This is a genomic window from Ruegeria sp. YTSC106 (assembly GCF_059609765.1).
This window is the reverse complement of record NZ_JBXWMI010000001.1, coordinates 1-24,349: the sequence shown is the minus strand read 5'-3', so window position 1 is coordinate 24,349 and position 24,349 is coordinate 1. Positions and strand designations below refer to the sequence as shown.

At 57.9% G+C, this 24,349-nt stretch carries 18 protein-coding genes; 13 read left to right on the top strand and 5 right to left on the bottom strand.

The annotated features are described in order from the left end of the window. Positions 1 to 139 precede the first annotated feature (139 nt). From AC2FEB_RS00090 to AC2FEB_RS00060, 7 genes are all read left to right on the top strand, one after another. A complete protein-coding gene (locus tag AC2FEB_RS00090) occupies positions 140 to 2,563 on the top strand; it encodes a GcvT family protein (RefSeq protein ID WP_496883778.1) in 2,424 nt (807 codons plus the stop codon). 11 nt (positions 2,564 to 2,574) lie between these two features. Next, positions 2,575 to 3,507, top strand: a complete 933-nt coding sequence (locus tag AC2FEB_RS00085) for a phosphotransferase (RefSeq protein ID WP_496670922.1) — start codon at positions 2,575 to 2,577, stop codon at positions 3,505 to 3,507. A 743-nt stretch (positions 3,508 to 4,250) separates the two neighbouring features. Then, positions 4,251 to 7,451, top strand: a complete 3,201-nt coding sequence (locus AC2FEB_RS00080; RefSeq protein ID WP_496883777.1) for an adenylate/guanylate cyclase domain-containing protein — start codon at positions 4,251 to 4,253, stop codon at positions 7,449 to 7,451. Between the two features lie 54 nt (positions 7,452 to 7,505). After that, on the top strand, positions 7,506 to 8,387 hold the full coding sequence (locus AC2FEB_RS00075; protein ID WP_496670927.1) for an encapsulin: 882 nt from the start codon (positions 7,506 to 7,508) through the stop codon (positions 8,385 to 8,387). Positions 8,388 to 8,401: 14 nt separating this feature from the next. Next, the gene (locus AC2FEB_RS00070) at positions 8,402 to 9,229 is read left to right on the top strand and encodes a DUF3237 domain-containing protein (RefSeq protein ID WP_496883776.1); all 828 of its coding nucleotides are present in this window, start codon (positions 8,402 to 8,404) and stop codon (positions 9,227 to 9,229) included. Then, positions 9,222 to 11,345, top strand: a complete 2,124-nt coding sequence (locus AC2FEB_RS00065; protein ID WP_496670932.1) for a hydroxysqualene dehydroxylase — start codon at positions 9,222 to 9,224, stop codon at positions 11,343 to 11,345. Before AC2FEB_RS00070 ends, AC2FEB_RS00065 begins: the two co-directional genes overlap by 8 nt. 4 nt (positions 11,346 to 11,349) lie before the next feature. Then, positions 11,350 to 12,420 carry a polyprenyl synthetase family protein gene (locus tag AC2FEB_RS00060; RefSeq protein WP_496670935.1) on the top strand — a complete coding sequence of 357 codons (1,071 nt, stop codon included), beginning with the start codon at positions 11,350 to 11,352 and terminating at the stop codon, positions 12,418 to 12,420. Here AC2FEB_RS00060 and AC2FEB_RS00055 read toward each other — a convergent pair. The 4 genes from AC2FEB_RS00055 to AC2FEB_RS00040 form a co-directional block, all read right to left on the bottom strand. Further along, positions 12,411 to 12,881 (bottom strand): hypothetical protein, encoded by a 471-nt coding sequence (locus AC2FEB_RS00055; RefSeq protein WP_496670936.1) that lies wholly within the window; start codon positions 12,879 to 12,881, stop codon positions 12,411 to 12,413. The two genes, AC2FEB_RS00060 and AC2FEB_RS00055, sit on opposite strands and share 10 nt — an antisense overlap. A 62-nt stretch (positions 12,882 to 12,943) precedes the next feature. Further along, positions 12,944 to 13,723: a carnitinyl-CoA dehydratase gene (locus AC2FEB_RS00050; protein WP_496670939.1), complete on the bottom strand. Its 780-nt coding sequence runs from the start codon at positions 13,721 to 13,723 to the stop codon at positions 12,944 to 12,946. Between the two features lie 3 nt (positions 13,724 to 13,726). Continuing rightward, positions 13,727 to 15,742 (bottom strand): acetate--CoA ligase family protein, encoded by a 2,016-nt coding sequence (locus AC2FEB_RS00045; protein ID WP_496670942.1) that lies wholly within the window; start codon positions 15,740 to 15,742, stop codon positions 13,727 to 13,729. Positions 15,743 to 15,744: 2 nt separating this feature from the next. After that, complete coding sequence (locus tag AC2FEB_RS00040; RefSeq protein WP_496670945.1) at positions 15,745 to 16,905, bottom strand: acyl-CoA dehydrogenase family protein; 1,161 nt, start codon at positions 16,903 to 16,905, stop codon at positions 15,745 to 15,747. 80 nt (positions 16,906 to 16,985) lie between these two features. On the opposite strand from AC2FEB_RS00040, the gene AC2FEB_RS00035 reads away from it, so the two are divergent. Further along, the gene (locus AC2FEB_RS00035; protein ID WP_496670948.1) at positions 16,986 to 17,933 is read left to right on the top strand and encodes a GlxA family transcriptional regulator; all 948 of its coding nucleotides are present in this window, start codon (positions 16,986 to 16,988) and stop codon (positions 17,931 to 17,933) included. Between the two features lie 56 nt (positions 17,934 to 17,989). Here the strand turns inward: AC2FEB_RS00035 and AC2FEB_RS00030 are convergent, their stop codons facing one another. After that, positions 17,990 to 18,592: a helix-turn-helix domain-containing protein gene (locus AC2FEB_RS00030; protein WP_299898349.1), complete on the bottom strand. Its 603-nt coding sequence runs from the start codon at positions 18,590 to 18,592 to the stop codon at positions 17,990 to 17,992. A gap of 146 nt (positions 18,593 to 18,738) precedes the next feature. On the opposite strand from AC2FEB_RS00030, the gene glyA reads away from it, so the two are divergent. The 5 genes from glyA (at position 18,739) to AC2FEB_RS00005 (ending at position 24,245) form a co-directional block, all read left to right on the top strand. Continuing rightward, positions 18,739 to 19,992, top strand: coding sequence for a serine hydroxymethyltransferase (gene glyA / locus AC2FEB_RS00025; protein ID WP_496670952.1), 1,254 nt, complete (start codon positions 18,739 to 18,741; stop codon positions 19,990 to 19,992). An 11-nt stretch (positions 19,993 to 20,003) separates the two neighbouring features. Beyond that, positions 20,004 to 21,386, top strand: coding sequence for a dihydrolipoyl dehydrogenase (gene lpdA / locus AC2FEB_RS00020; RefSeq protein ID WP_496670954.1), 1,383 nt, complete (start codon positions 20,004 to 20,006; stop codon positions 21,384 to 21,386). Positions 21,387 to 21,400: 14 nt separating this feature from the next. Next, positions 21,401 to 22,345 carry a lipoyl synthase gene (gene lipA, locus AC2FEB_RS00015; protein ID WP_117873543.1) on the top strand — a complete coding sequence of 315 codons (945 nt, stop codon included), beginning with the start codon at positions 21,401 to 21,403 and terminating at the stop codon, positions 22,343 to 22,345. Positions 22,346 to 22,370: 25 nt separating this feature from the next. After that, entirely contained in the window at positions 22,371 to 23,744 is a 1,374-nt protein-coding gene (locus AC2FEB_RS00010) for an alanine/glycine:cation symporter family protein (RefSeq protein ID WP_117873545.1), read from the top strand. 78 nt (positions 23,745 to 23,822) lie between these two features. Then, a complete protein-coding gene (locus tag AC2FEB_RS00005) occupies positions 23,823 to 24,245 on the top strand; it encodes a universal stress protein (RefSeq protein ID WP_117873547.1) in 423 nt (140 codons plus the stop codon). Positions 24,246 to 24,349: the final 104 nt, after the last annotated feature.

The following is a 24,349-nucleotide window of genomic DNA, read 5'->3' as shown; positions in this document are numbered from 1 at the left end:
TTATTTGTTGATTTCATCAGGTTACTTGTAAGGTTGACGCTGTTCAAGCGACTTACTTCAACACTATTCAAACTATTTTGTTGATTTATGTTGTTTTTGGATTTTTGATGAAAGCATATCAATTGAAGTGAGTTGGCGCATGACAACGCATTCGGTCAGACATCTCATCATTGGCGGGGGCATCATCGGATGCTCAATCGCGTATCATCTCGCACGGTCCGGTGAGACAGATGTTGTTCTTCTGGAAAGGGCGTCCCTGACCGAGGGGGCCACCTGGCATGCGGCGGGGCTTGTCGGGCAGTTGAGGTCATCACGCAACACGACGCGGATGCTGAAACGGTCCGTGGCGCTGTATGATCGTCTGGCCGAAGAAACCGGGATGGAGTTCGACTGGAAGAAGGTTGGAAGCCTGCGCCTGGCGGCAACCAAAGAGCGGCTTCTGGAAGCCAAGCGTCTAGCGACAATGGCCCGCAGCTTTGATCTGGAGATGGAGATAATCTCGGCGGCCGAGGCCAAAACGCTGTTTCCCTATATCGACGCGAAGGGATTGGAAGGCGCGGCCTTTATCGCCTCGGACGGTCATGTCGATCCCGCAGGCTTATGTCAGGCAATCGCGTCCGGTGCCCGGATGCACGGTGCCCAGATCCGCCAATCCGTGCAGGTTACCGATTTTGAAATCCACAACAATCGCATCGCCAAAGTGATGACATCAGAAGGGGACTATGAAGCGGAAACCGTCGTTCTGGCCGCCGGAATGTGGAGCCGCGAGCTTGCCGCGAAACTCGGGGTCGTTGTCCCGGCCTGCGCCGTCGAGCATCAATACATCGTAACAGAACCCCTGCCCGACCCCGATCTTGTAAAACGCCTGCCAACCCTGCGGGATCCCGAGCGGCTGGTGTATTACAAGCCTGACGCGGGCGGAAGACTAGTGATCGGCGGGTATGAGGACAACACGCTGCCGTTCGGCGACAGGGGCATTCCGGGCGCGTTTGTCCGGCAGTTGTTGCCCGACAACCTGGAGCGGTTTGGGCCCCTTGCCGAACTGGCAGGTCGGGTTACACCGGTTGTCAACACCGTTGGAATCCGGCAGGTCATCAACGGCCCCATCCCTTATTCCGCAGATGGCGATTTTGTCATGGGATGGGCGCCCGAGCTGGGAAACCTGATGCTGGCGACCGGATTTCTGTACGGCATCGCGGCAGGTGGTGGCGCGGGAGAGATGATCGCGGAGTGGATTGTTGAAGGCCGCCCGAGCCTTGATCTGTGGCCTCTGGACGTTCGCCGGTTCAGTCCGCATCACGCCACGCGCGCCTTCATGTATCCCCGCGCTGTCGAACATTACGCGCATCATTACAAGATGCGATATCCGGGACAGGAGGCGGAAACGGCCAGAAACCTGCGCCTGTCGCCACTGCATGAGCGGTTGAAGCAACATGGGGCGGTGTTCGGGTCAAAGAATGGATGGGAGCGGCCGCTCTGGTTCGCTCCTGTCGGTGTAGAGCCGGTGGATCAGTTGGATTTCCTGTCGCCGGGTTGGAAAGCCTATGCCGAGCAGGAACACAAGGCCGCGCGCGACGGTGTAGTTCTGATCGATCAAACCAGTTTCTCAAAGTTCGAACTGATCGGTCTTGGCGCGCTGGAAGCCCTTCAAAACCTCGCCGTTTCTAACATGGACAAGCCGGATGGCACGGTGATCTACACCCAATTGTGCAATGATCGCGGCGGCGTTGAAGCCGATATCACCGTCACCCGATTGGGGCGGGAACACTTTTATATCGTGACCGGGTCCGGATTCGGCGTGCATGACGCGGACTGGATCCGACGTCACCTGCCCCGCGACGGGTGCGCGCAGCTGATCGAAATGACATCGGCACGCGCCGTCATCAACATCTGCGGCCCCAAAGCGCGGGATGTGATGCAGACCGTTGCGGAAGAAGACGTCTCGAACCTTGCGTTTCCCTTTGCAACGGCCCGAGAGATCACTCTGGGAACGGCAAAGGTCCGCGCGATCCGTATAGGCTATGTGGGAGAGCTGGGATGGGAGCTGCATATTCCAACCGAGTTCGCCCTGCATGTTTACGACCTATTGTGGTATGCCGGTCAGAACCAAGGCATCCGCGACATCGGCTACCGCACGATCGAGTCCTTGCGGCTGGAAAAAGGCTATCTTTACTGGAGTACTGACATCACCCCAGACTATTCACCAATCGAAGCAGGCCTTGGCTCGCGGGTACATTTGAAGTCCAAAGAGGACTTCATCGGACGGTCGGCGTTGGAGGCGCAGAAAGTGAACGGTCCTGACCGGCAGCTCTGTACATTCATCACTGAAGAACGGCTGCCGGTCACCGGAGGGGAAACCATACTGCAGTCCGGCAAGACAGTCTCGCTGGCATGCAGCGGTGGATATGGGTTTACCGTCGGCAAGACCATCCTCTACGGTTATCTGCCTGCGGGACTGGCTGGTGGGTCAGATTTCGAAGTGGAGGTGTTCGGGGAACGCCACGCCATCCGCCGCGTGGACGGGCCGCTTTATGATCCAGCAAACGGCCGGTTGAAAGCCTGAGGGAATGAGCGATGCAGAATGAACCAAAAAATGAGATTATTCAGGTCCTTCGCAACGTGGCGGGGTTCGAAACCCTTGTTGAGGCGGACATTCACACCCAGCGGCTGGGTGGGTTGACCAATCTGGTCTATCGCGTCGAAGGCGGGCCAAGGACGGTGGTTGTGCGTATCCCCGGTGAAGGCACCGAAGCCTATATCGACCGCGCGGTCGAAATCCACAACGCACGGGTGGCGGCAAAAGCCGGGGTCGGCCCCGAAGTTCTGTGGGCAGACGCGTCATCTGGCGTGATGATCAGTGATTGCGTGACCGACATCGTCACGATGACACCCGAGATGTTTGCGACGCGCCCGGGGTCTGCTGCCCGCGCGGGAAAGGCCCTGAAGCAGCTTCATGGCGCCCTTGAGCCGTTCAAGTTTCGGTTTGAGCTGTTTTCGATGATCAGCGAATACATGAAGGTGCTTGCGGACAAAAACGCCACCCTGCCAGAAGGTTACGCGGACGTCGTGGCAGAAGCGGCTCCGATCCGCGCGTTGCTGCGTGACAAACCCGGGACATTGGTCCCCAGTCATTGCGACCCGCTGTGCGAAAACTTTCTGGATGACGGCCAGCGCATGTGGATCGTCGATTATGAGTATTCAGGCATGAACGACGCCCTATGGGATCTGGGTGATCTGTCCGTCGAGGCCGGGTTGAGCGACGAGCAGGAACTCGAGATGTTGACGGCCTATTTCGGAAACCCGCCCAGCGATGCGCAGATCGGGCGTATGGTGATCTACAAAGCCATGTGCGATCTGCTGTGGACGCTGTGGGGATTGATCCAGCACGCGGATGAAAACCCGGCCGAAGATTTCTGGGCCTATGCCACCAACCGGTTCGAACGGTGCAAGGCCCTGATGCTGGCTCCGTCCTTTGCGGCCCATGCGAGAGCCGTGGCGCAAGAATAGAAGGTTGCCCGCTGGCACATCAAACTTGGAAACCGGTTGTGACTTTGCCTGTCTCCTAGCTTTGGATCGCATCCGCCGACGCTTTAATGCCGGCAAAGGTCGGTCTGAGTTCAATTCAGGGTGACGACGGGACGTGGATTTTTTCTTGCGAAGTGGATTGGTTCCGGGTTCGCAGCTTCCTTATGCACGGCTTCGGAATACCTTCCTGCAAACCATTAAGAAGCCGCTTGGAAAGGCGCATGTCGGGTGGCTGTGTCCTTGACCTGAGCGCGCTGGATGTGATGCGAACCTGATGCAGGGCGTTTTGATGAGCAGACACGAACGCAACGCCATTTGAGTTTTATGACATGCAATCGTGAGTGTCCGATTTGCCGTTGGAACGAGGCAGAAAACGCTGCGAAACGAGGCGGTTCTGCCAGATATTTAATGTCGGCAACAGCGCTTGCGCAAATACGGCAACCTTGACGTGACGTCAGGCATATGACGACAATCTTGATAGTCCGGTCGTTCCGAGCCCTTGCGGGTATGATCAATTGGAAGCTGGAACCCGATGATTTGGAAGGAAAAACACGTGACGGTGTGATAATTCTGACGTATATCGGTCTATCAATGTAACAAGTTAACTGTGCGGCCTACGCCAAACATGGATTCAGCACAAAATCCTCTCTACTTTTGGATTATACATATACATTATGTATTAAGGGGAAAATCAGGGGGATAGATATGGACGGAGTCGCAAGACAATGACGCGAGTCCTTGAGGCATCACCACGCATTTCAAAAGTCCTTTATCTGGCAGATCTGAATGACTATGCCACTCTGTTTCAGAGAGAGGGCGTGGATGACGACATTCTGGACGAGTTGACTGATCCGGAACTGCGTGATCTCGGGTTGACGGTTGGTGAAAGGAAGCGGTTTCGGAAGGCGCAGGCCAGGCTGAAATCACAGGAAGCTTCGACGCGGCCCGAAGTTCAGTCGAATGCCGAGCGCCGGCATCTCACTTTGGTTTTCTGCGATCTTGTGGGGTCGACACGGCTGGCTCAGCGATATGACCCGGAAGACCTGATGCAGATCATGAACCTGTATCTGGATACGGCGATCGGCACCTTGAAACAACACGGCTGCCACCTGGCCTATCGGCAGGGCGACGGCATCATGGTGTATTTCGGATACCCGAAGGCCATGGAAGATGACGCCGAGCGTGCTGTGCGGGCGGTATTGGAAACCATTGAAGCCGTTCAGAATCTTGAAAACGAGTTTGGAGAAAAGCTCGACCTGCGGGCGGGTATTGCGACCGGTATGGTTGTTGTGGGAGTCGTTTCCTCGAAAAGCCTGGGATCTCAGGACTTTCTGGTAGGTGAAACGGCGAATCTTGCGTCCCGTCTTCAGGGGTTGGCCGAACCGGGTGAAGTGATCATTTCTTCCGAGACCTGGCGGCTGACCCAAGGTGCCTTTGAATTCGAACCACGTGGCAGCCATGAGCTGAAAGGCTTTGACAATCAGCGCAACGTGTACCGCGTGGTGTCGGAAATCATTTCCTCCAGCCGGTTCGACGCGCGGGTGGGTCAATCTGCGGTCGATCTTGTGGCCCGGCAGGACGATCTTTCGACTCTGACCCAACTTTGGAGCGAGGCGCAGGAAGGCTCAGGCAGGCTGGCGCTTGTCGGGGGTGCGGCAGGTATCGGCAAATCAAGGCTGATCAAATCGCTGTCTGAAAAGATCGGGGTCAAGCCCTTTACGTTGCAGTGCATCCCTCACCTGACCAGTCTTCCCCTGCATCCTATTGTAGGAGAGTTGAGGCGCGTTTCAGGTGATAAATCAAATGACAGCATCACATCTTCGATTTCCGACTTCGTGCAAACGGCCTCTCGTCTGAGTGAAGCCGATTTGCCCGTTCTTCTTGATCTGGCGGGTGTGGAGACCGGCGCCCCGACAGAGTCGGATCCGTTGAAGAAAGCGCGCAAGTCTCTTGACGTGATGCTGCGCAGTCTGGGCAGCCTGTGCGACAGGCGCGGTACTTTGTTGTTGGTGGTTGAGGACGTTCACTGGGCCGATGCTACCACATTGGACGTCCTGGATGCGCTTGCGTCAGCTTTGAGCAACTTTCCGGTACTGGTGGTTCTGTCCCATCGACCTGAATACGAACCTCCGGAACATTTCGAGAGCCGAGCCGCACGCATTAATCTGTCTCCGCTTGGCAACACCGAAGCATCCGAACTGGTTCGGCGCGTGGCTGAGCCATACAGTTTGCCTGTCATCCTGATCAGGCAGATTATCGAGAAGGCGGATGGCGTGCCGCTGTACATCGAAGAAATGACAAAGGCGGTTTTGGACCAGCTTCCCCAGGACGCCCCGATCAATGCCGAGGTTCTGGATGCGCTGAGCGTCCCGGCCACCCTTCAGGACTCGCTGATGTCGCGTCTTGACCGGATGGAAAATGCCAAGCCGGTCGCCCAGCTCGGATCGGTTATCGGACGCAGTTTCAACGCTCAGATGATACACGCGGTCGCGCATGCAGATATGGATGTAGAAAGCGCCCTCATGCAGCTTATGGCGGCTGGCGTCGTGCTGATTACCAGCGCTTCAGGGTCGGCCACATACACGTTCAACCACGCGCTGGTTCAGGATACGGCCTATAATTCGTTGCTGCGGGAAGACCGGCAGAAGGTGCATCTGAAAATTGCCCGGGCCTTGCTGGACGGTCACCAAGCATTCGGCAGTCCGGCCCCCGATACCGTCGCGCATCATTGCGATCTTGGCGGATTGAAGGATGAAGCCGTTGCGAATTGGGTCACTGCAGGTGAACTGGCATTGTCCCGGCTGGCGAACCTGCCTGCGATTTCCGCTTTCCGGGCCGCCCTGCGCAACATCGGAACCATGGCGGCCAACGCAGATCGCGATGGATTCGAGCTTCGGGTTCAGATGAATATTCTGCCCGCCTATATGGCGATCTACGGGTGGTCGGCCGACCAGGTCGGAGAAACTGCTGCCCGGGCAATGGAACTGGCCCAGTCTTTGGGCGACGGTGAAACCCTGTTCGCCGCAACCTTCTGCCGCTGGACCAACTTCTTTGTTGGCGGTCAGATGAACCGAGCGATGGAAATGGGACAAGCACTGGATATGATGGCAGGCATGTCCGCTGACCCCGTCGCCAACGTTCTTGCGGCGCGGGCCCTGAGCTTTACTCACTACTTCCGTGGGGAATTTTCTGAATGCGAACAACAGCTTGAGCGCGCATTAGCCCTGATCACACCCGAGCTGGATATGGCCATGATGCCCATGACCCAGTCTTCCACGACCGCCTCTTTGCTGGCCATTCAGGGATGCCTGCTGTGGCAGCAGGGGAAATTCGAAAAGGCCGAAGCCGCGCGTCTGGAAGCCATCGAGGTCAGCAGGGCGCTGAATCATGCACCCAACCTTGTCTACGTCATGGGCGCCTGCAGCATGTTCCTGCCCTATGCGGGTGAATGGGACCGGCTTGATGTGACGATGAAGGAAGCCAGAAAAGTCGCGGATGAGGAAGGGTTTCTTTACCTTCACGCGATGCAGGACATCTACATGGGTCTCGCGCAAGCCGGGAAAGGCGATATCGCAGGTGTTCCGGAACGCATCGAGGCATGCATGAACCTGATCTCCAAATCTGGTGGAAACTTTACTTTTCCTCAGAATCAGATTGTTCTGTCTGAGTTAATGATAGATCACGGAGATATTGATCTGGCTTTGGACCGGCTCGAAACCGTTTGCATTCCCGGTTGGGAACGTGGGGAGATGCTGAACAAACCTGAATATCACCGTGTGCGAGCAAAGGCTTTTGCCGCAAAGGGGGATTTGGACGCTGCAATTGGCGAGGCGAAACAAGCGCTTTCGCTTGCCCAAGATTGCCGCGGTGTCGTTCAGGAGCAGCGGGCGCGCAATCAGCTGGACAGATTGAGCGAAACAAAATGAGAACAATATTGACTGCCCCGCCGAATTGGGCAGCAGCAGCGAGAGGGATTTGAAATGACCGATGCATTGGATTGGAATGAAGATCAGTGGAGCGCCGTGAACAAGGCCGTCCATGACGAGGCACTGCGCGCCCGGGTGGCAGCCAGTTTCCTACCCCTATACGGACCGCTGCCCGCGGACACGCAATCTGTTCCGCTGAACAAGCTCAGTCTGGTCGACAACTCATCTGGTGCATCCAAAGAACGTCTTGACGTGAACGATTATGACACACTGCGCCTTACAACCGTATCGGTGAACGTGTACCTGAAAGGTGCACAGGTGGCTGATCCGGAACTGGCCGCAGCTCAGATCATGTTCCGCCGAGCGGCCGCTGTTGTGGCCCGGGTAGAGGACGACATCATTTTCAACGGTCAACCCGGTACCGGACAAGCCCCCAAACACGCTGGCGGCGCGGGCACCTCACTGCCGCAGATCTATACGATCAGCGGCGGTGGCAAATATCCGGGATTGCTTGAAGCGGGCGAAAGCAAAACCAATTCCGCGACCAAAAAGGGCTATACCGGAACCGATGTTTTCGAGGCCGTCGTCGCGGGCATCAGCACGCTGGAAACGCATGGCTATCTGGGCCCCTATGCCTGTGTGATGGGCAATGGTCTGTTTCGGGCAGCTACCACTCCGCTGCCGAACTCGATGGTACTGCCTCGTGACAGCATCCTCCCGTTCCTGGACGGGCCGTTGCTGCGTTCCAGCACCCTGCCCCCGAATAAGGCAGTGCTTGTGTCCCTGCTGGGTGCACCGGTTGAAATCGTCGTGCCCTCGGATATCGCCGTGAAGTATCTGCAAACCTCTGCCGAAGGAGAGCATATCTTCCGCGTGCAGCAGAAATTCCATCTCAGGATCAAGGAAGCTGAGGCCATCTGCACCATCACGTGCTAACCGGAGATCGGGTCGTGCGCGAGTTTACAGATCGGGGCGTCACGCTGCGTTGGTCCGAGGCGATCAACGCAGACGGTATCAATCGGGTACTGGTGGAAGCAGGTCCCGCAGTGTCGTCGCATGACACGGTACGTCTGATCTGTTCGGAAAACGGAGGCCCCGAACGCGCCATTCGCGGGTGGCCCGTGTTACGAGACCCGCAAACCGGGTTTCAACAATTCACAGCCACTTTGCCGTCGGTGATAAAGGAAAAATCCTTGTCCTGGCGTCCGGTGCTGACCTCGGGTGGTCGCGAGTACGACCCTGGACCCGAAGAAGCGCCTGAAGCAGCTCCCCCACCAACACTCGCGAAACCTTCGGCACAGTCACCCGTTCTGGAGCATGTCGCCAAATTCGTCGTGCCGTTCACCAGCAATTTTTCCCCTTCGGGCGAAACACCGGACGGAATCTGGCTACACTTCGCGATCAAAGAGGGGGGTACCGTCGAAGGCCCACATTTGAAAGGAACGATCGAACCGATTGGCGGAGATTGGATGCGCGTGCGTTCCGATGGTGTGGGACTGCTTCATGCAAAGGCGCTTATCAAACCGTCCATGGGGAATGCTCCGATCCTGTTCGAAGATACGGGTGTGTGTGACTTCGGCCCGGACGGTTATGCGGCCTTGGCCAAGGGCAATCTGCCCGCTTCGGCCCCGGTACGGCTTGCTCCGCGTTACCTGACCTCAAACCCGCATTACAGCTGGATGAATCGGTTGCAGGGTTTTGGCATTGGCGAAGCCAGCCTGTCAGACATTACCCTGCGCTTTGACGTTTATTCCGCGAAAGGAACTTCCGATGCCTGAAAAGGTTGTCATTCTTGGAGGCGGCGTGGCCGGAATGAGCGCCGCGCACGAACTGATTGAACGCGGGTTCGAGGTAGAAGTCCACGAACGCCAGTTGATCCCGGGTGGCAAGGCCCGCAGCATCCCAGTGATGAAGGGTGAAGGGGACCATGGTTCGAAAGCAAATCACATCAAGGCGCTTGAAAGATGGGCTGAGATGGATGGGGCCAGTTATCCGCCCGGCGTGAAACGCCCCTGGCTGCCCGGCGAACATGGATTTCGGTTCTTTCCGAACTTTTATCGGCATATCACGGACACGATGGCCCGTACGCCGTATTACGACAAGGGGACATGCTTTGACAATCTGGTCCCCACCACTCAGGTTCTGGTCAGCCAGTTCGATAAACCCGGCATCATTGTCCCGGAACGGTTTCCCCGCACTCTCAAGGATGTCTCAGATGCCTTCAAGACGATTGCCTTCGCGCTCTCGCCGAGGGACCAGATTGCGTATGAGGATGTCGAGCATTTTGTCGCCTGCATGTGGCGGATCGCAAGCTCCTGCAAGGAACGCCGGTTCGACGAATATGAACGGATCGGCTGGTGGGATTTCATCGGCGCGCAAGACCGTTCCGAAGCCTATCAAAAGTTCCTTGCCATCGGCCTGACCCGTTCATTGGTGGCCGCCAAGGCCACGACAGCCAGCACGAAGACAGTGGGGGACATTGCGATTCAGCTTCAGCTGGGCATTGCCACGCCCGAGCCACACTGCAACAGGCTGCTGAACGGGCCCACCAATCTCGTCTGGATTCAACCGTGGCTGGATTACCTGAAAAGCAAGGGGGTCGTTTACAAGTTTGACTCCAAAGTTACGGGCATCGAGTGCCGGAACGGGCGGATTATCGGCGCGACAGTCGAACAGGACGGAGAAGAAAAACAAGTCACCGGGGACTGGTTTATCAGCGCGATGCCGATTGAACGCATTGCTCCACTTGTGACCCCGGAAATGATGGCGCTCGACCCGGCCGTCGCCAAGTTGTCTCTGCTGGCCGAGGACGTACAGTGGATGAACGGCATTCAGTTCTATCTGACCAAGGAAGTTGAACTGACCCACGGCCACGTCATCTTCATTGACAGCCCATGGGCTTTGACCGCTGTGTCGCAAAAACAGTTCTGGCACCAGATTGATTTCGACAACTGGGCTGAAGGAAAGACCAAAGGCCTGCTGTCGATCGACATTTCCGAATGGGACAAACCCGGTCTGAACGGGAAGACAGCGCGTAATTGCAGCCGGGAAGAGATTGCAAGCGAGGTTTGGGAACAGGTCAAGCGCGGCATCAACGTGGATGGCCAAACCGTTTTGCGGGACGAGGATATGCATTACTGGTTCCTCGATCCCGATATCGTTCAAGACCCGAACGACCCCAAGCGTCAAAGCAATGTCGAACCCTTGCTGGTCAACCGTATCAACAGCTGGCGCTTGCGCCCGGATGCGGCCACGCTCATCCCGAATTTCTTCCTGGCGTCGGACTATGTCCGCACTTTCACCGACCTTGCCACGATGGAAGGGGCGAACGAGGCCGCGCGCCGTGCCGTCAACGCCATCCTTCAGCGCAGTGGATCGGATGCACAACCCTGCCAGATCTGGGATCTGCACGAGCCCGATATCCTCAAACCGCTGCGTGCCTATGATTACGCCCGGTATCAGGCTGGCCTTCCGTGGGACAACCGGTTCGCTGTTGCGGTCGAAGCCGCGCTGAAAATGGGTCAGGACACGGCAGGAGTTGATCGTGGCGGTGATGGCCCCCTTGCCGCCATAGGAGAACCGGCAACGGAATATTCAAAACCCGGCGGCGTCACCGAGGACCCAGCCATTGCCGAAGCGCTTAGAATGATTTGCCCGCCGAAAGAGCTGTACGACCTCATCGCGAATTACGAACCCACCACGGATCTTCCAATCCCGGGGGATGAGCTTGCCGAAGATGTCGCGTATGATCTGGGTCGGGACAGCGGTCAATCAGATGCCTTGTCCAGGGCGATACCAATTTCGGATGCACCGCTCTCTGCTTTTGGCGCCGGTCCGGAACGATCCGGCACGCCGGAAAACAAAAGTCGCGTGATCATCACCCAGAAGGGCTGAGCCTGTGAAATCCGGAACCGCGCATTTGGATCCTGCGGCGAAACAGGATTTTCTTGAAACGCTGACCTCATACGGGGATCAGGCGCGCGAAACGCTGTTGGGCTTGTTGCCGACGGGTGAGCCTCAGGCCTATCTGTATGGTCCGATGCGCGATTATATCGAAACCTCGGGCAAGGGTCTGAGGCCTGCGCTGTTACTGGCTACATGCGAAGCCTTCGGTGGAAACAGCGAGAATGCGAGGGTCTCGGCCGCAGTTCTTGAGTTGCTGCACAATGCCTTTCTGATCCATGACGACATCGAAGATCAAAGCGATTTCCGGCGCGGGCGCGAATGTATGCACAAGCGGCTTGGGGTTCCACTGGCGATCAATACCGGCGACGGGATGCAATCGCTGGCCCTGCGCCTGCTGCGTCAGAACCTGGGACCGTTGGGCCCGGAAACCGGTATGCGCGTGGTTGATGAGTTCGACCATCTGTTGCAGCAATCCATCGAAGGTCAGGCGTTGGAGCTTGGCTGGATACGAGACAATCGACTGAATGTCGATGCATCCGACTATCTGAGGATGTGTCTGAAAAAGACCTGCTGGTACAGTTTCATTCACCCGATGCGCATCGGGGCCCTGATTGCGCGGCCACATGATGTCGAGTCCGGCGCGCTTAATCTGGATGATTTCAATGCCTTTGGCTTTTTCCTGGGTGCAGCGTTTCAGATTCAAGATGACGTTTTAAATCTCGTCGGCTCTCAGGACAGTTACGGCAAGGAAATTGGCGGCGACATCTATGAAGGCAAACGCACGCTGATGCTGGGCCAGCTTGGACTGAAGGCGGATGAACCTGAACAGGCACGGTTGGCCGAGATGTTGTCAAACCCGCGCGATACCCGGTCGACGCAAGATGTCACCTGGGTGCTGGAACGCATGACCCACTATGGCAGTATCCGCTATGCACAGGACGCGGCGAATGATCTGCTGGCTTCAGCCCGGAGTGAGTTCGCGCAGGTATTCGCGGGGACCAAAGACGGGCCGCGCGCGTTTCTTGGACAGTTCATGGACTATCTCGTGACCCGTCAGGTCTGAGCGCCCGCCACCTCGAAAACCACCACAAGCGAGGTCTGGTCCGTTCCTGTACAGGCGATCCGGCCATGATATTCACCGGGTTCGGTGAGATCGGGTATAGTGACGGCAACAGCAACATCCGTTGCTTCCCCAGGGTCAAGCTGGATTTGTGGCGGGATCACACTGATGCGATTCGCCGGCAGAATGTCGCCGTTCGGATTGGTCAGATCGCCTGGTTCGAACTGCATCTGAACAGGGGCCGCGCCTTCCGGTGCCTCAAAGGACAGCAGAATGGTGGCGGTACTGCCGGGATGGCAGGTTTTGCGGCACATGAAGGGACCGTCCAGATGCTGCTGCGGGCCCCGTTCCCTGTCAAGCACACGGCGTGCTATATCTGAAATCGGTTGATTGTCGGGCTGCGGCGCAATCGGGCTGACCGCACGAGATGCACTAACATATGGTTTTCGTTCGAAATACGGCATGCCTAACTGTGCACGTGTGGTGCGGATCAGTAAATGGCAAATTCACGTTCTGCGATCAGAGTTCACTTCCCTTTCCAGACCGGATCCCTTTTTTCGGCGAAAGCGCGCGCGCCTTCCAGCTGATCTTCACTGGCATAGAGAACGTCCACAGTACTTAGCTGACGCCTGGTTATGCGGTTCATGGCATCCTGAAACTTGGCATCTTCGGCATCACGTACGATTTCCTTGATCGCGGCGTAAACCAGAGGTGGCCCCGAGGCCAACAGCCGGGCCAGCTCCCAGGCGCGGTCCATCAGTTGATCTGCCGCGATGATCTCGTTCACCAGACCCCAGCGATTGGCTTCTTCGGCGTCGAACCACCGGCCGGTAAGCAGCAGCTCCATCGCGATGTGATAAGGGATACGCTTGGGCAGTTTGACGCTGGCCGCATCCGCGACAGTCCCCGAGCGGATTTCCGGCAGGGCGAATGTGGCATGATCTGCGGCAAGGATCACGTCCGCTGACAGGGCCAGCTCCAGCCCGCCGCCACAGGCGATGCCGTTGACGGCTGCGATCACGGGTTTGTTCAGGTCGCGCAGCTCTTGCAAGCCGCCGAACCCTCCGACGCCGTAGTCCCCGTCCACAGCATCACCGTCGGCCGCTGCTTTCAGGTCCCAGCCCGGACAAAAGAATTTCTCTCCTCCGCCCGTCAGAATGGCCACGCGCAGCTCCGGATCGTCGCGAAACTCGGCGAACACCTCACCCATTCTGCGGCTGGTGACAAGATCGATGGCATTGGCCTTGGGCCGGTCCAGTGTCACCTCAAGGATCGTTCCGTCGCGGCGGGTTTTGATCGGGTCCATATCTCAGGCCTTTCTTATCAGAGCATCCACGGCAACGGCCTTGTCCGGCGTGCACAGGAGCGGGTTAATCTCGACCTCGCCAAGCGTGTCGGCGTTTTGCATGACATAGGCCTGAACAGCCTCGACTGCGGCAATGATTGCATCCATATCAGCAGCCCGTTGGCCGCGATAGCCCGCCAGCAACGGGACGATTTTCAATTTGCCGAGCGCGGCGCGGATGTCTTCGGACGCGCTGGGTACCAGCATTGACGCCGTGTCGCGCAGGACTTCGGTCAGCACCCCCCCCGCCCCCAATGTCAGGACAAACCCATGCGCGGGGTCACGGACGATACCGACCAGAAGTTCGGCGACGGTTCCGGTGATCATCTCTTCGATCAGGATATCTTCGGTGCCGATGTCAGCGGCCACACTGGCCACGTCTTTGGTTTGAATGCCCAGCCGAACAGCGGCGTGTTCGGATTTATGCGCAAGCCCAACACCTTTCACGGCAAAGGGGGCTTCCATGTCCTGCGCTGCTGCGAGGGCTGCCGCTGGCCCGGAAACCGTGCAGGTTCGGGGGATATGCAGGCCGCATTCAGCCAGCGCCTGCTTCGATTCGCCTTCGGTCAGGGTTTGGGTCGCCTCAGCCGTTCCCGGCAACCAGACGGGATGCGTGGCAGGGGCCGAGACCTGACCCGCCGCCCGGGTTGCCGCCAGTGCCTCGCGCAGACCCATGAACGGAATTACACCACCGGCCATCAGGTCCTGCGCGACGTCTTCAGGCAGATTTTCGGGCAACGTCGCGACGATTGCAAACCTAGCACCGGTTTCAGCGCGCACTCTCAACGCAGCTCGGGTCGCGCAACTCCAGTCAGTCGGATCCGTCGTCGGATAGTCAACGATCGAGAACGTCAGGTCGATGTCTTCACCCGTCATACCCGACCATGCCTGTGCCATCGCCTCTTCGTCACGCCAGATATAGGTGTGGTAATCCAGCGGGTTATTCAGAGCGACCATGGGGCCGAGAGCGTCACGCAGACGGGCCCTTTTGTCATAGCTCAACTGCGGGAAACGCAGGCCCGTACCGACGGCCATATCTGCGATCAGGCTGGCCTCACCCCCTGAGCAACTGATCGAAGCGATGCTGCCACCCGGCAGCGGTCCATAGCAGTGCAACAGTTTCAGCGTTTCAAGAAAGTCGGGCAACGCGGACAAACGCGGGATTCCGAGCCGGTCCAGAAGGGCCTGTGCGCCCGCATCGCTGCCCGCAAGAGACGCGGTATGCGAAATGGTGGCCGCCTGCGCCTGTTCCGATGCGCCCACTTTGAGGGCGACCAGCGGGATGCCCTTCGAATAGGCCTTGGCGGCCAACGCCTCCCATTCCCGGACGTCCTTGAACCCTTCGATATGCAATCCCACGGCGGTTACGCGCGGATCGTCGATCAAGGCCGAGGCAGTTTCGGCCTGGCTGGTCTGGGCCATGTTTCCACAGGCCATCATATAGGCAATCGGCAACCCGCGTTTCTGCATGGTCAGATTGATCGAGATGTTTGAACTTTGCGTCAGGATCGCTACGCCCTTGTCAACCGGGGTCGCCCCGTGCTGGTCCGGCCACAACAGGGCACCGTCCAGCGCGTTGATGAAGCCATAGCAGTTCGGGCCAAGAATGGGCATGTCACCGGCTGCACCGACCAGTTGATCCTGCAAGCCCCCGCCGGTGTCATCTTCGGCAACGGCCTCGGAAAAGCCCGAGGCAAAGCACACCGCCCCGCCTGCGCCCATACTGGACAGGACACGAACGGCCTCGATGGTGGCGTGGCGGTTGATACCGATGAAAACCGCATCCGGGGCTTCGGGCAGGTCCTCGATGTGGCCAAAAACCCTGTGGCCCGCAATTTCCGACGCTTTGGGATGCACCGGCCAGATTGGACCGGCATAGCCCATGCGTTCGGATTGCAGAATAACCTGCTGACACCACGCGCCGCCGCCGATGACGGCGATGGTCTTCGGGCGCAGCAGCCGGGTCAGGTCTTTGTTCATGGTCAGGCGCCCAAGGGGCGTAGAAGATCTCGGCTGATGATGTGGCGCTGAATTTCGCTGGTGCCGTCCCAGATGCGCTCAACCCGGGCATCGCGCCAGAACCGTTCGATCGGGAAATCATCCATCAAACCCATCCCGCCGAAGATTTGCAGTGTGGTATCCGTCACCCGCGCCAGCGTTTCCGAGGCATAGAGCTTGGCCGAGGCAATCTCGCGGTTCGATGGCAGGTTTTGATCCAGACGCCACGCGGCGGCGAGTGTCAGCCAGTCGGCGGCGTCGATCTCGGTGATCATGTCGGCGATCTGGAAGCCGACGCCCTGAAACTTGCCGATGGGCTGGCCGAACTGCTTACGCTCGGCCGCATAGTTCAGCGCATAGTCAAAGCAGCGCCGTGCGCGACCGACCGAGAACGCCGCGACCGTCAGACGGGTTGCGTATAGCCATTCGTTCATCACGGCAAAACCGCCATCAACCTCGCCCAGGACCTGCGCGTCAAGCAATCGGCAATTGTCGAAATACAGGATGTAGTTCTTGTAGCCCTTGTGGCTGACCGAGTTATAGCCCTCGCGCACTTCAAACCCCGGAGTGCCGCGATCCACCAAAAAAGTGGTGATGCGTTTTTTCGGGCCTTTGGGGGTTTCGTCCACGCCGGTCGCGATGAAGACGATGAAGAAATCCGCGTGTTCCGCGCCCGAGATGAAATGTTTCGATCCGTTGACAACCCAATCGCCGCCATCGCGCACCGCCTGGCATTTCATACCACGCACATCCGAACCCGCATCCGGTTCGGTCATCGCCAGGGCGTCCATCTTGTCGCCACGTACGGCAGGCAGAAGATAACGTTCACGCTGTTCGTCGTTGCAGGCCATCAGGATGTTCTGCGGGCGACCAAAGAAATGTGTCAGTGCCATTGACCCACGGCCAAGCTCGCGCTCAACCAAGGTGAAATCCAGATGAGACAGGCCCGCACCACCGACTTCTTCGGGAAAGTTGCAGGCATAAAAACCCAGATCGATACATTTCTGCTTAATCTGCTCGCCCAGCTCGGGAGGTACGGTTCCCGAGCGCTCGACCGCGTCTTCATGCGGGTAGATTTCGTTTTCAACAAAGCTGCGGACCGTCGAGACGATCATTTCCTGTTCTTCTGTCAGACCAAACTGCATGGCGCGTGTTCCCTGGATCGGTGGTTGACCAACCAAACGCCATCACTCATGGTCACGACATGCAGAATTGATACAAGATCATGCCAAATTCGAAAATTTTAACGCGACAATACAACATTCTGCTCTTCAACGGGTTTTCGAACCATTGCCTTGCAAACATGGTCGAACCGCTCAGGGCTGCGAACAACCTGTCGAGGCAGGTTTTGTATTCGTGGTGTTTCTGTTCCATTGACGGAGACCCCGTTCAAAGTTCCAGCGGCCTTGTCGTTACACCGAATGGTGCAATCTCTGATCAGCAAGGCGATGTTCTGGTCGTCATGCCGTCTTACGGGTATCGCAAGCTGGACACACGATCGACCACACGCACCGTGCTGGCTGCAGCCAAAAAACACCGCCAAGTGGCCGGATTGGATACCGGAAGCTGGCTGCTGGCCCGCGCCGGTTTGCTGGATGAGCACCGGGCGACCATACACTGGGACGAGCTTTCCCGGTTCGAAGAGAGTTTTCCGGCCGTGGATGCGGTGCAGGAACGTTTTGTCATCGATGGCAACAGGTTGACCTGTTCCGGGGCCATGGCCGCGTTCGATCTGGCCTCGGCCCTTATCCGCCGGGATCACGGGCCTCTTTTGTCCATGGAAGTCGGGTATCTTCTGATGAGCCGAAATGGGCAGGATCATTACCCTTTGCCCCTGAAGTCCGAAGACATATTGGTCAATCGCGCACTGGGTTTCATGCAGGCGAACCTTGAAACACCTCTTTCGATCAGGGAATTGGCCCGCAAGATCGGGTGTTCGCAAAAGCGGATCGAAATGCGCGTTCAGGCGGAGCTTAAAACCACGCCGCAAGCGCTGTATCGTCGGCTGCGGCTGAACCTGGCACGCAATCTGGCAGAAGATACCGAGCAATCCATCGCCGAAATCGCCAGTCGTTGCGGATATGAAAACGCCAGCGCCATGACGCGGGCATTCAAGGCAGAATTCGGCCAGACACCGACTGCGTTTCGCCACCGAAGCCTGTCTGACGGCTGAAAGGGGTGCGCATGGCGATGCCCGCTTTCCTCAAGAACCAAGGAAAACCATGGAAGTTATTCCAGCGAGACCCACAGCACCTTAGCGTCTTCTTCGCTGGTCGAAATACACCCATGCCCCATTCCACTGTCATAGTAGAGTGAGTCGCCGGCCTTCATTGGCAAAGGGCGGTAATGTTCAGACACGAAGATGAGTTCACCGCTGAGCACATACATGAATTCTTCTCCGGAATGTCGGATCCACGTCTCGAATTCCGACAGGTCGCGCGCCTTGATTGTCGCGATATAGGGCAGCATCCGCTTGCTGGTCAGTTCGGGGCAAAGCAGTTCATGCATGTAAGTGGGCGTATTCTTGATTTCCCCCTCGCCTTTCGGAGTGAAATCACGGCGGCCTGAAATGCCGGACTGACCCGACTGAAGAAACAACTGCGGGGTGCTCATATCAAGGGCCTGTGTCAGGCGCCGTACAATGTCAAAACTTGGCTTCGTCTGATTGTTTTCGATCTTGGACAGCGTCGACCGCCCGATACCCGCAGCGCGGCCGGCTTCTTCCAGAGTCCACCCTTTTGCGCGCCGTGCATCGCGGATGGAGCGGCCCAGAGCCTCACCTTCACTCAGATCTTCCTGTCCGGAAACATCATTTCGGCTTTCGTCGCCCATTGAATTCCCCTGTTTTATCAAAGGTTACATGTTTCCCAATATACACGCAACTTCTTGAATAAGAGATTTTTGTTGCCTAATGCGCATTATTTCCCCTATAGGAAACAAAGTTTCGTACTGAGGATTCGGGGCAAAAGGAGGAGACTATGTTCAAAACGTCGCTGATTGAGGCAGATCCCGTCATTGCCGCGTCCATCTCACGTGAGGGAGAGCGTCAGGCGGATCAGATCGAGTTGATCGCCTCGGAGAACATTGTCTCGAAGGCCGTGATCGACGCGCAGGGCTCGGTATTGACCAACAAATACGCCGAAGGCTATCCGGGCCGACGCTATTATGGCGGCTGTGAATATGTCGATGAAGTCGAGGTCGAGGCCATCGAACGTCTCAAGAAACTGTTTGGCTGTGTATATGCCAACGTTCAGCCCCATTCTGGCGCACAGGCCAACGGAGCAGTCAAGCTGGCGCTGCTGAGCCCGGGCGATACCATCCTGGGAATGTCGTTGGATGCGGGCGGCCATCTGACCCACGGCGCGAAACCAGCTCAGTCAGGTAAATGGTTCCGGCCCGTACAGTACGGCCTGACCGATGCAGGATTGATCGATTATGATCAGGTTGCCGATTTGGCGCGGGCGGAAAAGCCCAAGCTGATCATCGCAGGTGCGTCGGCTTACTCGCAAAAGATCGACTTTGCCAGATTCCGTGAAATCGCGGATGACGTTGGCGCCTGGTTGCTGGCCGACATGGCTCATATCGCCGGGTTGGCGGCGACCGGCCTGCACCCCTCGCCTGTAGGACACGCACATGTCGTGACCTCGACCACGCACAAGACCCTGCGCGGGCCTCGTGGTGGCATCATCCTGACCAATGACGAAGCGCTGGCGAAAAAAATCAACTCGGCCGTATTCCCCGGCTTGCAGGGTGGCCCACTGATGCATGTGATCGCGGGCAAGGCGGTTGCCTTTGGCGAGGCACTCAAGCCTGAATTCAAGGAATATATGCAGCGCGTCGTAGACAGCGCATCGGCCTTGGCAAACGTCATGATGGCGCGCGGATGTGACATCGTTTCCGGCGGCACCGAGAACCACCTGATGCTGGTCGACCTGCGCCCGATTGGCGTGACAGGCAAAGACGCCGAAGCGGCACTCGAGCGGGCCGGCTTCACCTGCAACAAGAACAGCGTTCCTGGTGATCCCGAGAAACCCACCATCACCAGCGGTATCCGTCTGGGCACCGCCGCCGGGTGCAGCCGTGGCTTTGGCCCAGAGGAATTCAAGCAGATCGGCCATCTGATCGGGGATGTTCTGGACGCACTCGCGCAGTCCCCTGATGGGAACGAAACCGTCGAAATGAAAACTCGCGAACAGGTTCGCGCGCTCTGTGCAAACCACCCGATCTACTGAAAGTACGCGAAATGAATACCTACGACCTCATCGTTATCGGGGGCGGGCCGGGCGGCTATGTTGCTGCGATCCGCGCGACTCAGTTGGGCCTGAAAGTTGCATGTGTCGAAGGACGCGGCGCACTTGGCGGCACATGCCTGAACGTCGGATGCATCCCCTCCAAAGCGTTGCTGACCTCCTCGGCCAAATATGCCGAAATTGCACATCTCTCCTCCCATGGCATTGCGGTCGAGGGGGCCAGCATCGACGTCAGTGCGATGATGGGGCGCAAGGACAAGATCGTCGGTGATCTGACAAAGGGTATCGCGTTTCTGTTCAAGAAGAACGGTGTCGACCTGATTGAAGGATGGGCCAGCATTCCGGCACCCGGTCAGGTCAAGGTCGCCGATAACGTTTATGAAACAAAGACCATCCTGATCGCGACCGGATCCGAGCCGACCTCACTGCCGGGGATTGAAATTGATGAGCAGGTTGTCCTCAGCTCGACCGGCGCAATTGCGTTGGAGAACGTTCCGGATCATCTGGTGGTCATCGGAGCGGGTGTGATTGGTCTGGAACTTGGTCAGGTCTGGGCGCGTCTCGGCGCCAAAGTCACCGTTGTTGAATATCTGGATCGCATTCTGCCCGGCATTGATGGCGAAATCGCCAAGCTGGCGCAGCGCGCGTTGTCCAAGCGTGGGTTGAAATTCCAGCTGGGTCGTGCCCTCAAATCGGTTGAGAAAACCGCGGCTGGCCTGACCCTGACCGTGGATCGCGTCGGCAAGGACAAGGAGGAGGTGATCGAGGCCGACAAGGTTCTGATCGCCGTCGGACGCCGCCCCGTCACGCGTGGGCTTGGACTGGAAGAATTAGGCGTGTCCGTAAACCCACATGGTTTCATCGAAGTCGATGAAGCATTCCAAACGTCTGTGCCCGGCATCTACGCTATTGGCGACTGTGTGCCCGGTCCGATGCTCGCGCACAAGGCAGAAGAAGACGGCGTTGCCTGTGTCGAGATGCTGACCGGCGAAGCGGGGCACATCGATTACAACACCGTGCCGGGTGTGGTCTACACGGATCCCGAAGTGGCTTCGGTTGGTCAGACCGAAGAAGCGCTGAAAGACGCGGGCGTCGAATACGTTGTCGGCAAATTCGCCTTCATGGCCAACTCGCGGGCGCGAACGACGGGTGAAACAGATGGCGCAGTCAAGGTTCTGGCCGGTTCCGACGGCAAGATTCTCGGAGCCCATATCTGTGGTGCCCATGGCGGCGATCTGATCGCCGAGTTGGTGCTGGCCATGTCCAAAGGCGCCACGGTCGCTGATGTTGCAGCCTCGTGCCATGCACATCCCGCCATGGGTGAGGCGGTCAAAGAAGCATGTCTCGACGCCATGGGCCGTGCAATCCACGCATAACGAGGGACAGCCAGATGACGATCCAGCTCAGAGCACGCCACCCGGAAAAGGCCAAGAAGGCCGACAGCGTCATTCCGCGCAAACCCAGATGGATACGCAAGAAAAAGGGCGACAGCGCCGCGTATTACGAAACGCGACGGCTGATGCGGGATCACAATCTGGCAACGGTCTGCGAAGAAGCTGCCTGCCCCAATATCGGCGAATGCTGGTCCAAGCGTCATGCGACCATGATGATCATGGGTGAGGTCTGTACCCGCGGTTGTTCCTTCTGCAATGTGGCCACCGGTCGTCCCGATGCGCTTGATGCATTCGAACCCGGTCGCGTTGCATCGGCAGTCATGAAACTGGGCCTGCGCCACGTAGTGATCACTTCGGTTGATCGGGATGACTTGGATGATGGTGGGGCACAGCACATCGCCCAGACAATCCGGGCCGTGCGTCATCAGAACCCCGGCACCACGGTCGAGGTCCTGACGCCGGACTTCCTAGGCAAGGGCGACGCCGCCAACATCGTCTTCGAGGCAGCGCCGGACGTCTTCAACCACAACCTGGAAACCGTCCCTCACCTGTATCCGACAGTTCGCCCCGGCGCGCGCTATTATGCCTCGCTGCGGCTGCTGGACGATGCCAAACGTGCAAATCCCGAGATTTTCACCAAGTCGGGCCTGATGGTCGGGCTGGGTGAAACCCTGAACGACGTGCGTCAGGTCATGGATGATCTGCGCGCGGCACATGTCGATTTTCTGACGGTCGGGCAGTATCTGCAACCGACCCCGAAACACCATCCGATTGACCGGTTCTGGTCGCCCGAGGAATTCGCCCAACTGGAACAGATCGCACGTTCCAAGGGCTTTTTGCACGTGTCAGCCACACCGCTGACCCGTTCGTCGTTCCATGCAGACGAAGATTTCACTGCCCTCAAGCAGGCCCGCCAGCGGGCCATCGCGACCGGGGCATAAACCAAACGCAAATGGGAGGGAAACCATGGAAGCGTTAAATTCAATCGTAGGGGCCATCAATGGCGTCGTGTGGGGGCCGTTGATGCTGGTCCTCATTCTTGGCGTCGGCTTCTTCCTGCAGGTGGGGCTGAAATTCATGCCGATCCTGCGCATCGGCACGGGCTTCAGCCTGTTGTTCAAAGGCCGTGAAGGTCAAGGCGAAGGGCAAATCAGCCCGTTCAACGCGCTGATGACCTCGCTGTCGGCGACCATCGGTACAGGCAACATCGCCGGTGTGGCCACTGCTGTCTTCCTGGGCGGTCCAGGCGCCTTGTTCTGGATGTGGATGACCGCCCTGGTGGGCATGGCCACCAAATACGCCGAGGCTGTCTGCGCGGTGAAATACCGTGAGAAAGACGAGCTGGGCAACTATGTCGGTGGTCCGATGTACTACATCAAGAACGGTCTGGGCGCGAAATGGGCCTGGCTGGGTGTTGCATTTGCTCTGTTCGGCGCGGTTGCTGCCTTCGGCATCGGCAACGGCGTGCAGGCCAACGGTGTGGCACAGGTGCTTGAGGCCAACTTTGGCCTGAACACTTCGGTCACCGGCGTTATCCTGATGGTTCTGACCGCAGCCGTGATCCTGGGTGGCATCACCCGCATCGGTGCGGTTGCCGGTAAACTGGTTCCCTTCATGGCGATTGCTTACATTGTCGCCGGTCTGCTGGTCCTGCTGATCAACATCGGAGAGATCGGCAACGCCCTGTCACTGGTCTTTACCCATGCGTTCACCCCGTCCGCCGCAGAAGGTGGATTCGCGGGTGCAGCCGTCTGGGCCGCCATCCGCTTCGGTGTGGCACGTGGTGTGTTTTCGAACGAGGCCGGTCTGGGTTCGGCCCCGATCGCGCACGCCGCTGCCGAAACCAAGGGTCCAGTCAACCAGGGCCTGATCGCGATGCTGGGTACGTTCATCGATACCATCATCGTCTGCTCGATCACCGGTCTGGCCATCATCGCTTCGGGGGCATGGACATCGGGTGAATCCGGTGCGGCGCTGACCAGCCACGCGTTCGAACTGTCGCTGCCGGGTATCGGTGGGTACCTGATCGCCATCGCTCTGTCGATCTTTGCCTTCACCACCATCCTTGGTTGGTCGTTCTACGGCGAAAAATGTGTCGAGTTCCTGCTGGGCGTGAAATCCCTGATGCCCTACCGCGTTCTGTGGATCGTGATGATCTACTTCGGCGCAACCGCGGATCTGGGCTTCATCTGGCTGCTGGCCGATACGCTGAACGCCATGATGGCCATCCCGAACCTGATCGCCCTGGCGCTGCTGAGCCCGATCGTCTTCAAACTGACGAAAGAGTTCTTCGCCTCGGGCGGCAAGTCCGAAGAGCCGGGCGGCACACCTGCCGAATAAGCTCGGCCCGACCAAAACGGGGGGCCATCCCGGCCCCCCGCCTTTGAAACAGAATTTAATATCTCGAGGAGAGACGTGATGGCCACGAAAATCCTGCTGCCCATTGATCACACCGACGACCGCTCGTGGAAGAACGCCCTGCCGCTCGCGCTGGAACAGGCCAAGTTCTACGGTGCTGAACTGCATGCAGTTGCTGTCATCCCCGAGATCATCCAGCTGCCGAACCTGCCCGCCAACTATGGCGCCGGCGCCAAAGACCACGTGCGGGGTGCGGTTCAGGTGATTCTGGATCATGCCAATGCTTCCGACGTGCCGGTTCATGTGGAAGAAGGCAGTGTTTACCGCGAAATCCTGAAGCTTGCCTACAAGGAAGGCTTTGATCTGATCGTCATGGCATCGACCAAGGGCGATTTCCCGAACTACGAGATTGGCCCGAACCTGGCCCGTGTCGTGCGCAATGCGCATTGCACTGTCATGGTCGTTCGCGACCAGTCCCGCTGATTGAAAGGTTGAAGAAATGACCGATTTGAAACGCACGCCCTTGTATGACCTTCACGTTGCTTTGGGTGGTAAGATGGTTGATTTTGCTGGGTGGGAGATGCCTG

What these genes read in the sequence shown, in the direction of transcription:
- AC2FEB_RS00090 (WP_496883778.1), top strand. Translation starts at nt 140, where the DNA reads ATGACAACGCATTCGGTCAGACATCTCATCATTGGCGGGGGCATCATC.
- lpdA (WP_496670954.1), top strand. Translation starts at nt 20,004, where the DNA reads ATGAATACCTACGACCTCATCGTTATCGGGGGCGGGCCGGGCGGCTAT.
- AC2FEB_RS00030 (WP_299898349.1), bottom strand. Translation starts at nt 18,592, where the DNA reads ATGGGCGACGAAAGCCGAAATGATGTTTCCGGACAGGAAGATCTGAGT.
- AC2FEB_RS00010 (WP_117873545.1), top strand. Translation starts at nt 22,371, where the DNA reads ATGGAAGCGTTAAATTCAATCGTAGGGGCCATCAATGGCGTCGTGTGG.
- AC2FEB_RS00005 (WP_117873547.1), top strand. Translation starts at nt 23,823, where the DNA reads ATGGCCACGAAAATCCTGCTGCCCATTGATCACACCGACGACCGCTCG.
- AC2FEB_RS00050 (WP_496670939.1), bottom strand. Translation starts at nt 13,723, where the DNA reads ATGGACCCGATCAAAACCCGCCGCGACGGAACGATCCTTGAGGTGACA.
- AC2FEB_RS00035 (WP_496670948.1), top strand. Translation starts at nt 16,986, where the DNA reads ATGCCAAATTCGAAAATTTTAACGCGACAATACAACATTCTGCTCTTC.
- lipA (WP_117873543.1), top strand. Translation starts at nt 21,401, where the DNA reads ATGACGATCCAGCTCAGAGCACGCCACCCGGAAAAGGCCAAGAAGGCC.
- AC2FEB_RS00055 (WP_496670936.1), bottom strand. Translation starts at nt 12,881, where the DNA reads ATGCCGTATTTCGAACGAAAACCATATGTTAGTGCATCTCGTGCGGTC.
- AC2FEB_RS00085 (WP_496670922.1), top strand. Translation starts at nt 2,575, where the DNA reads ATGCAGAATGAACCAAAAAATGAGATTATTCAGGTCCTTCGCAACGTG.
- AC2FEB_RS00075 (WP_496670927.1), top strand. Translation starts at nt 7,506, where the DNA reads ATGACCGATGCATTGGATTGGAATGAAGATCAGTGGAGCGCCGTGAAC.
- glyA (WP_496670952.1), top strand. Translation starts at nt 18,739, where the DNA reads ATGTTCAAAACGTCGCTGATTGAGGCAGATCCCGTCATTGCCGCGTCC.
- AC2FEB_RS00045 (WP_496670942.1), bottom strand. Translation starts at nt 15,742, where the DNA reads ATGAACAAAGACCTGACCCGGCTGCTGCGCCCGAAGACCATCGCCGTC.
- AC2FEB_RS00065 (WP_496670932.1), top strand. Translation starts at nt 9,222, where the DNA reads ATGCCTGAAAAGGTTGTCATTCTTGGAGGCGGCGTGGCCGGAATGAGC.
- AC2FEB_RS00040 (WP_496670945.1), bottom strand. Translation starts at nt 16,905, where the DNA reads ATGCAGTTTGGTCTGACAGAAGAACAGGAAATGATCGTCTCGACGGTC.
- AC2FEB_RS00080 (WP_496883777.1), top strand. Translation starts at nt 4,251, where the DNA reads ATGACGCGAGTCCTTGAGGCATCACCACGCATTTCAAAAGTCCTTTAT.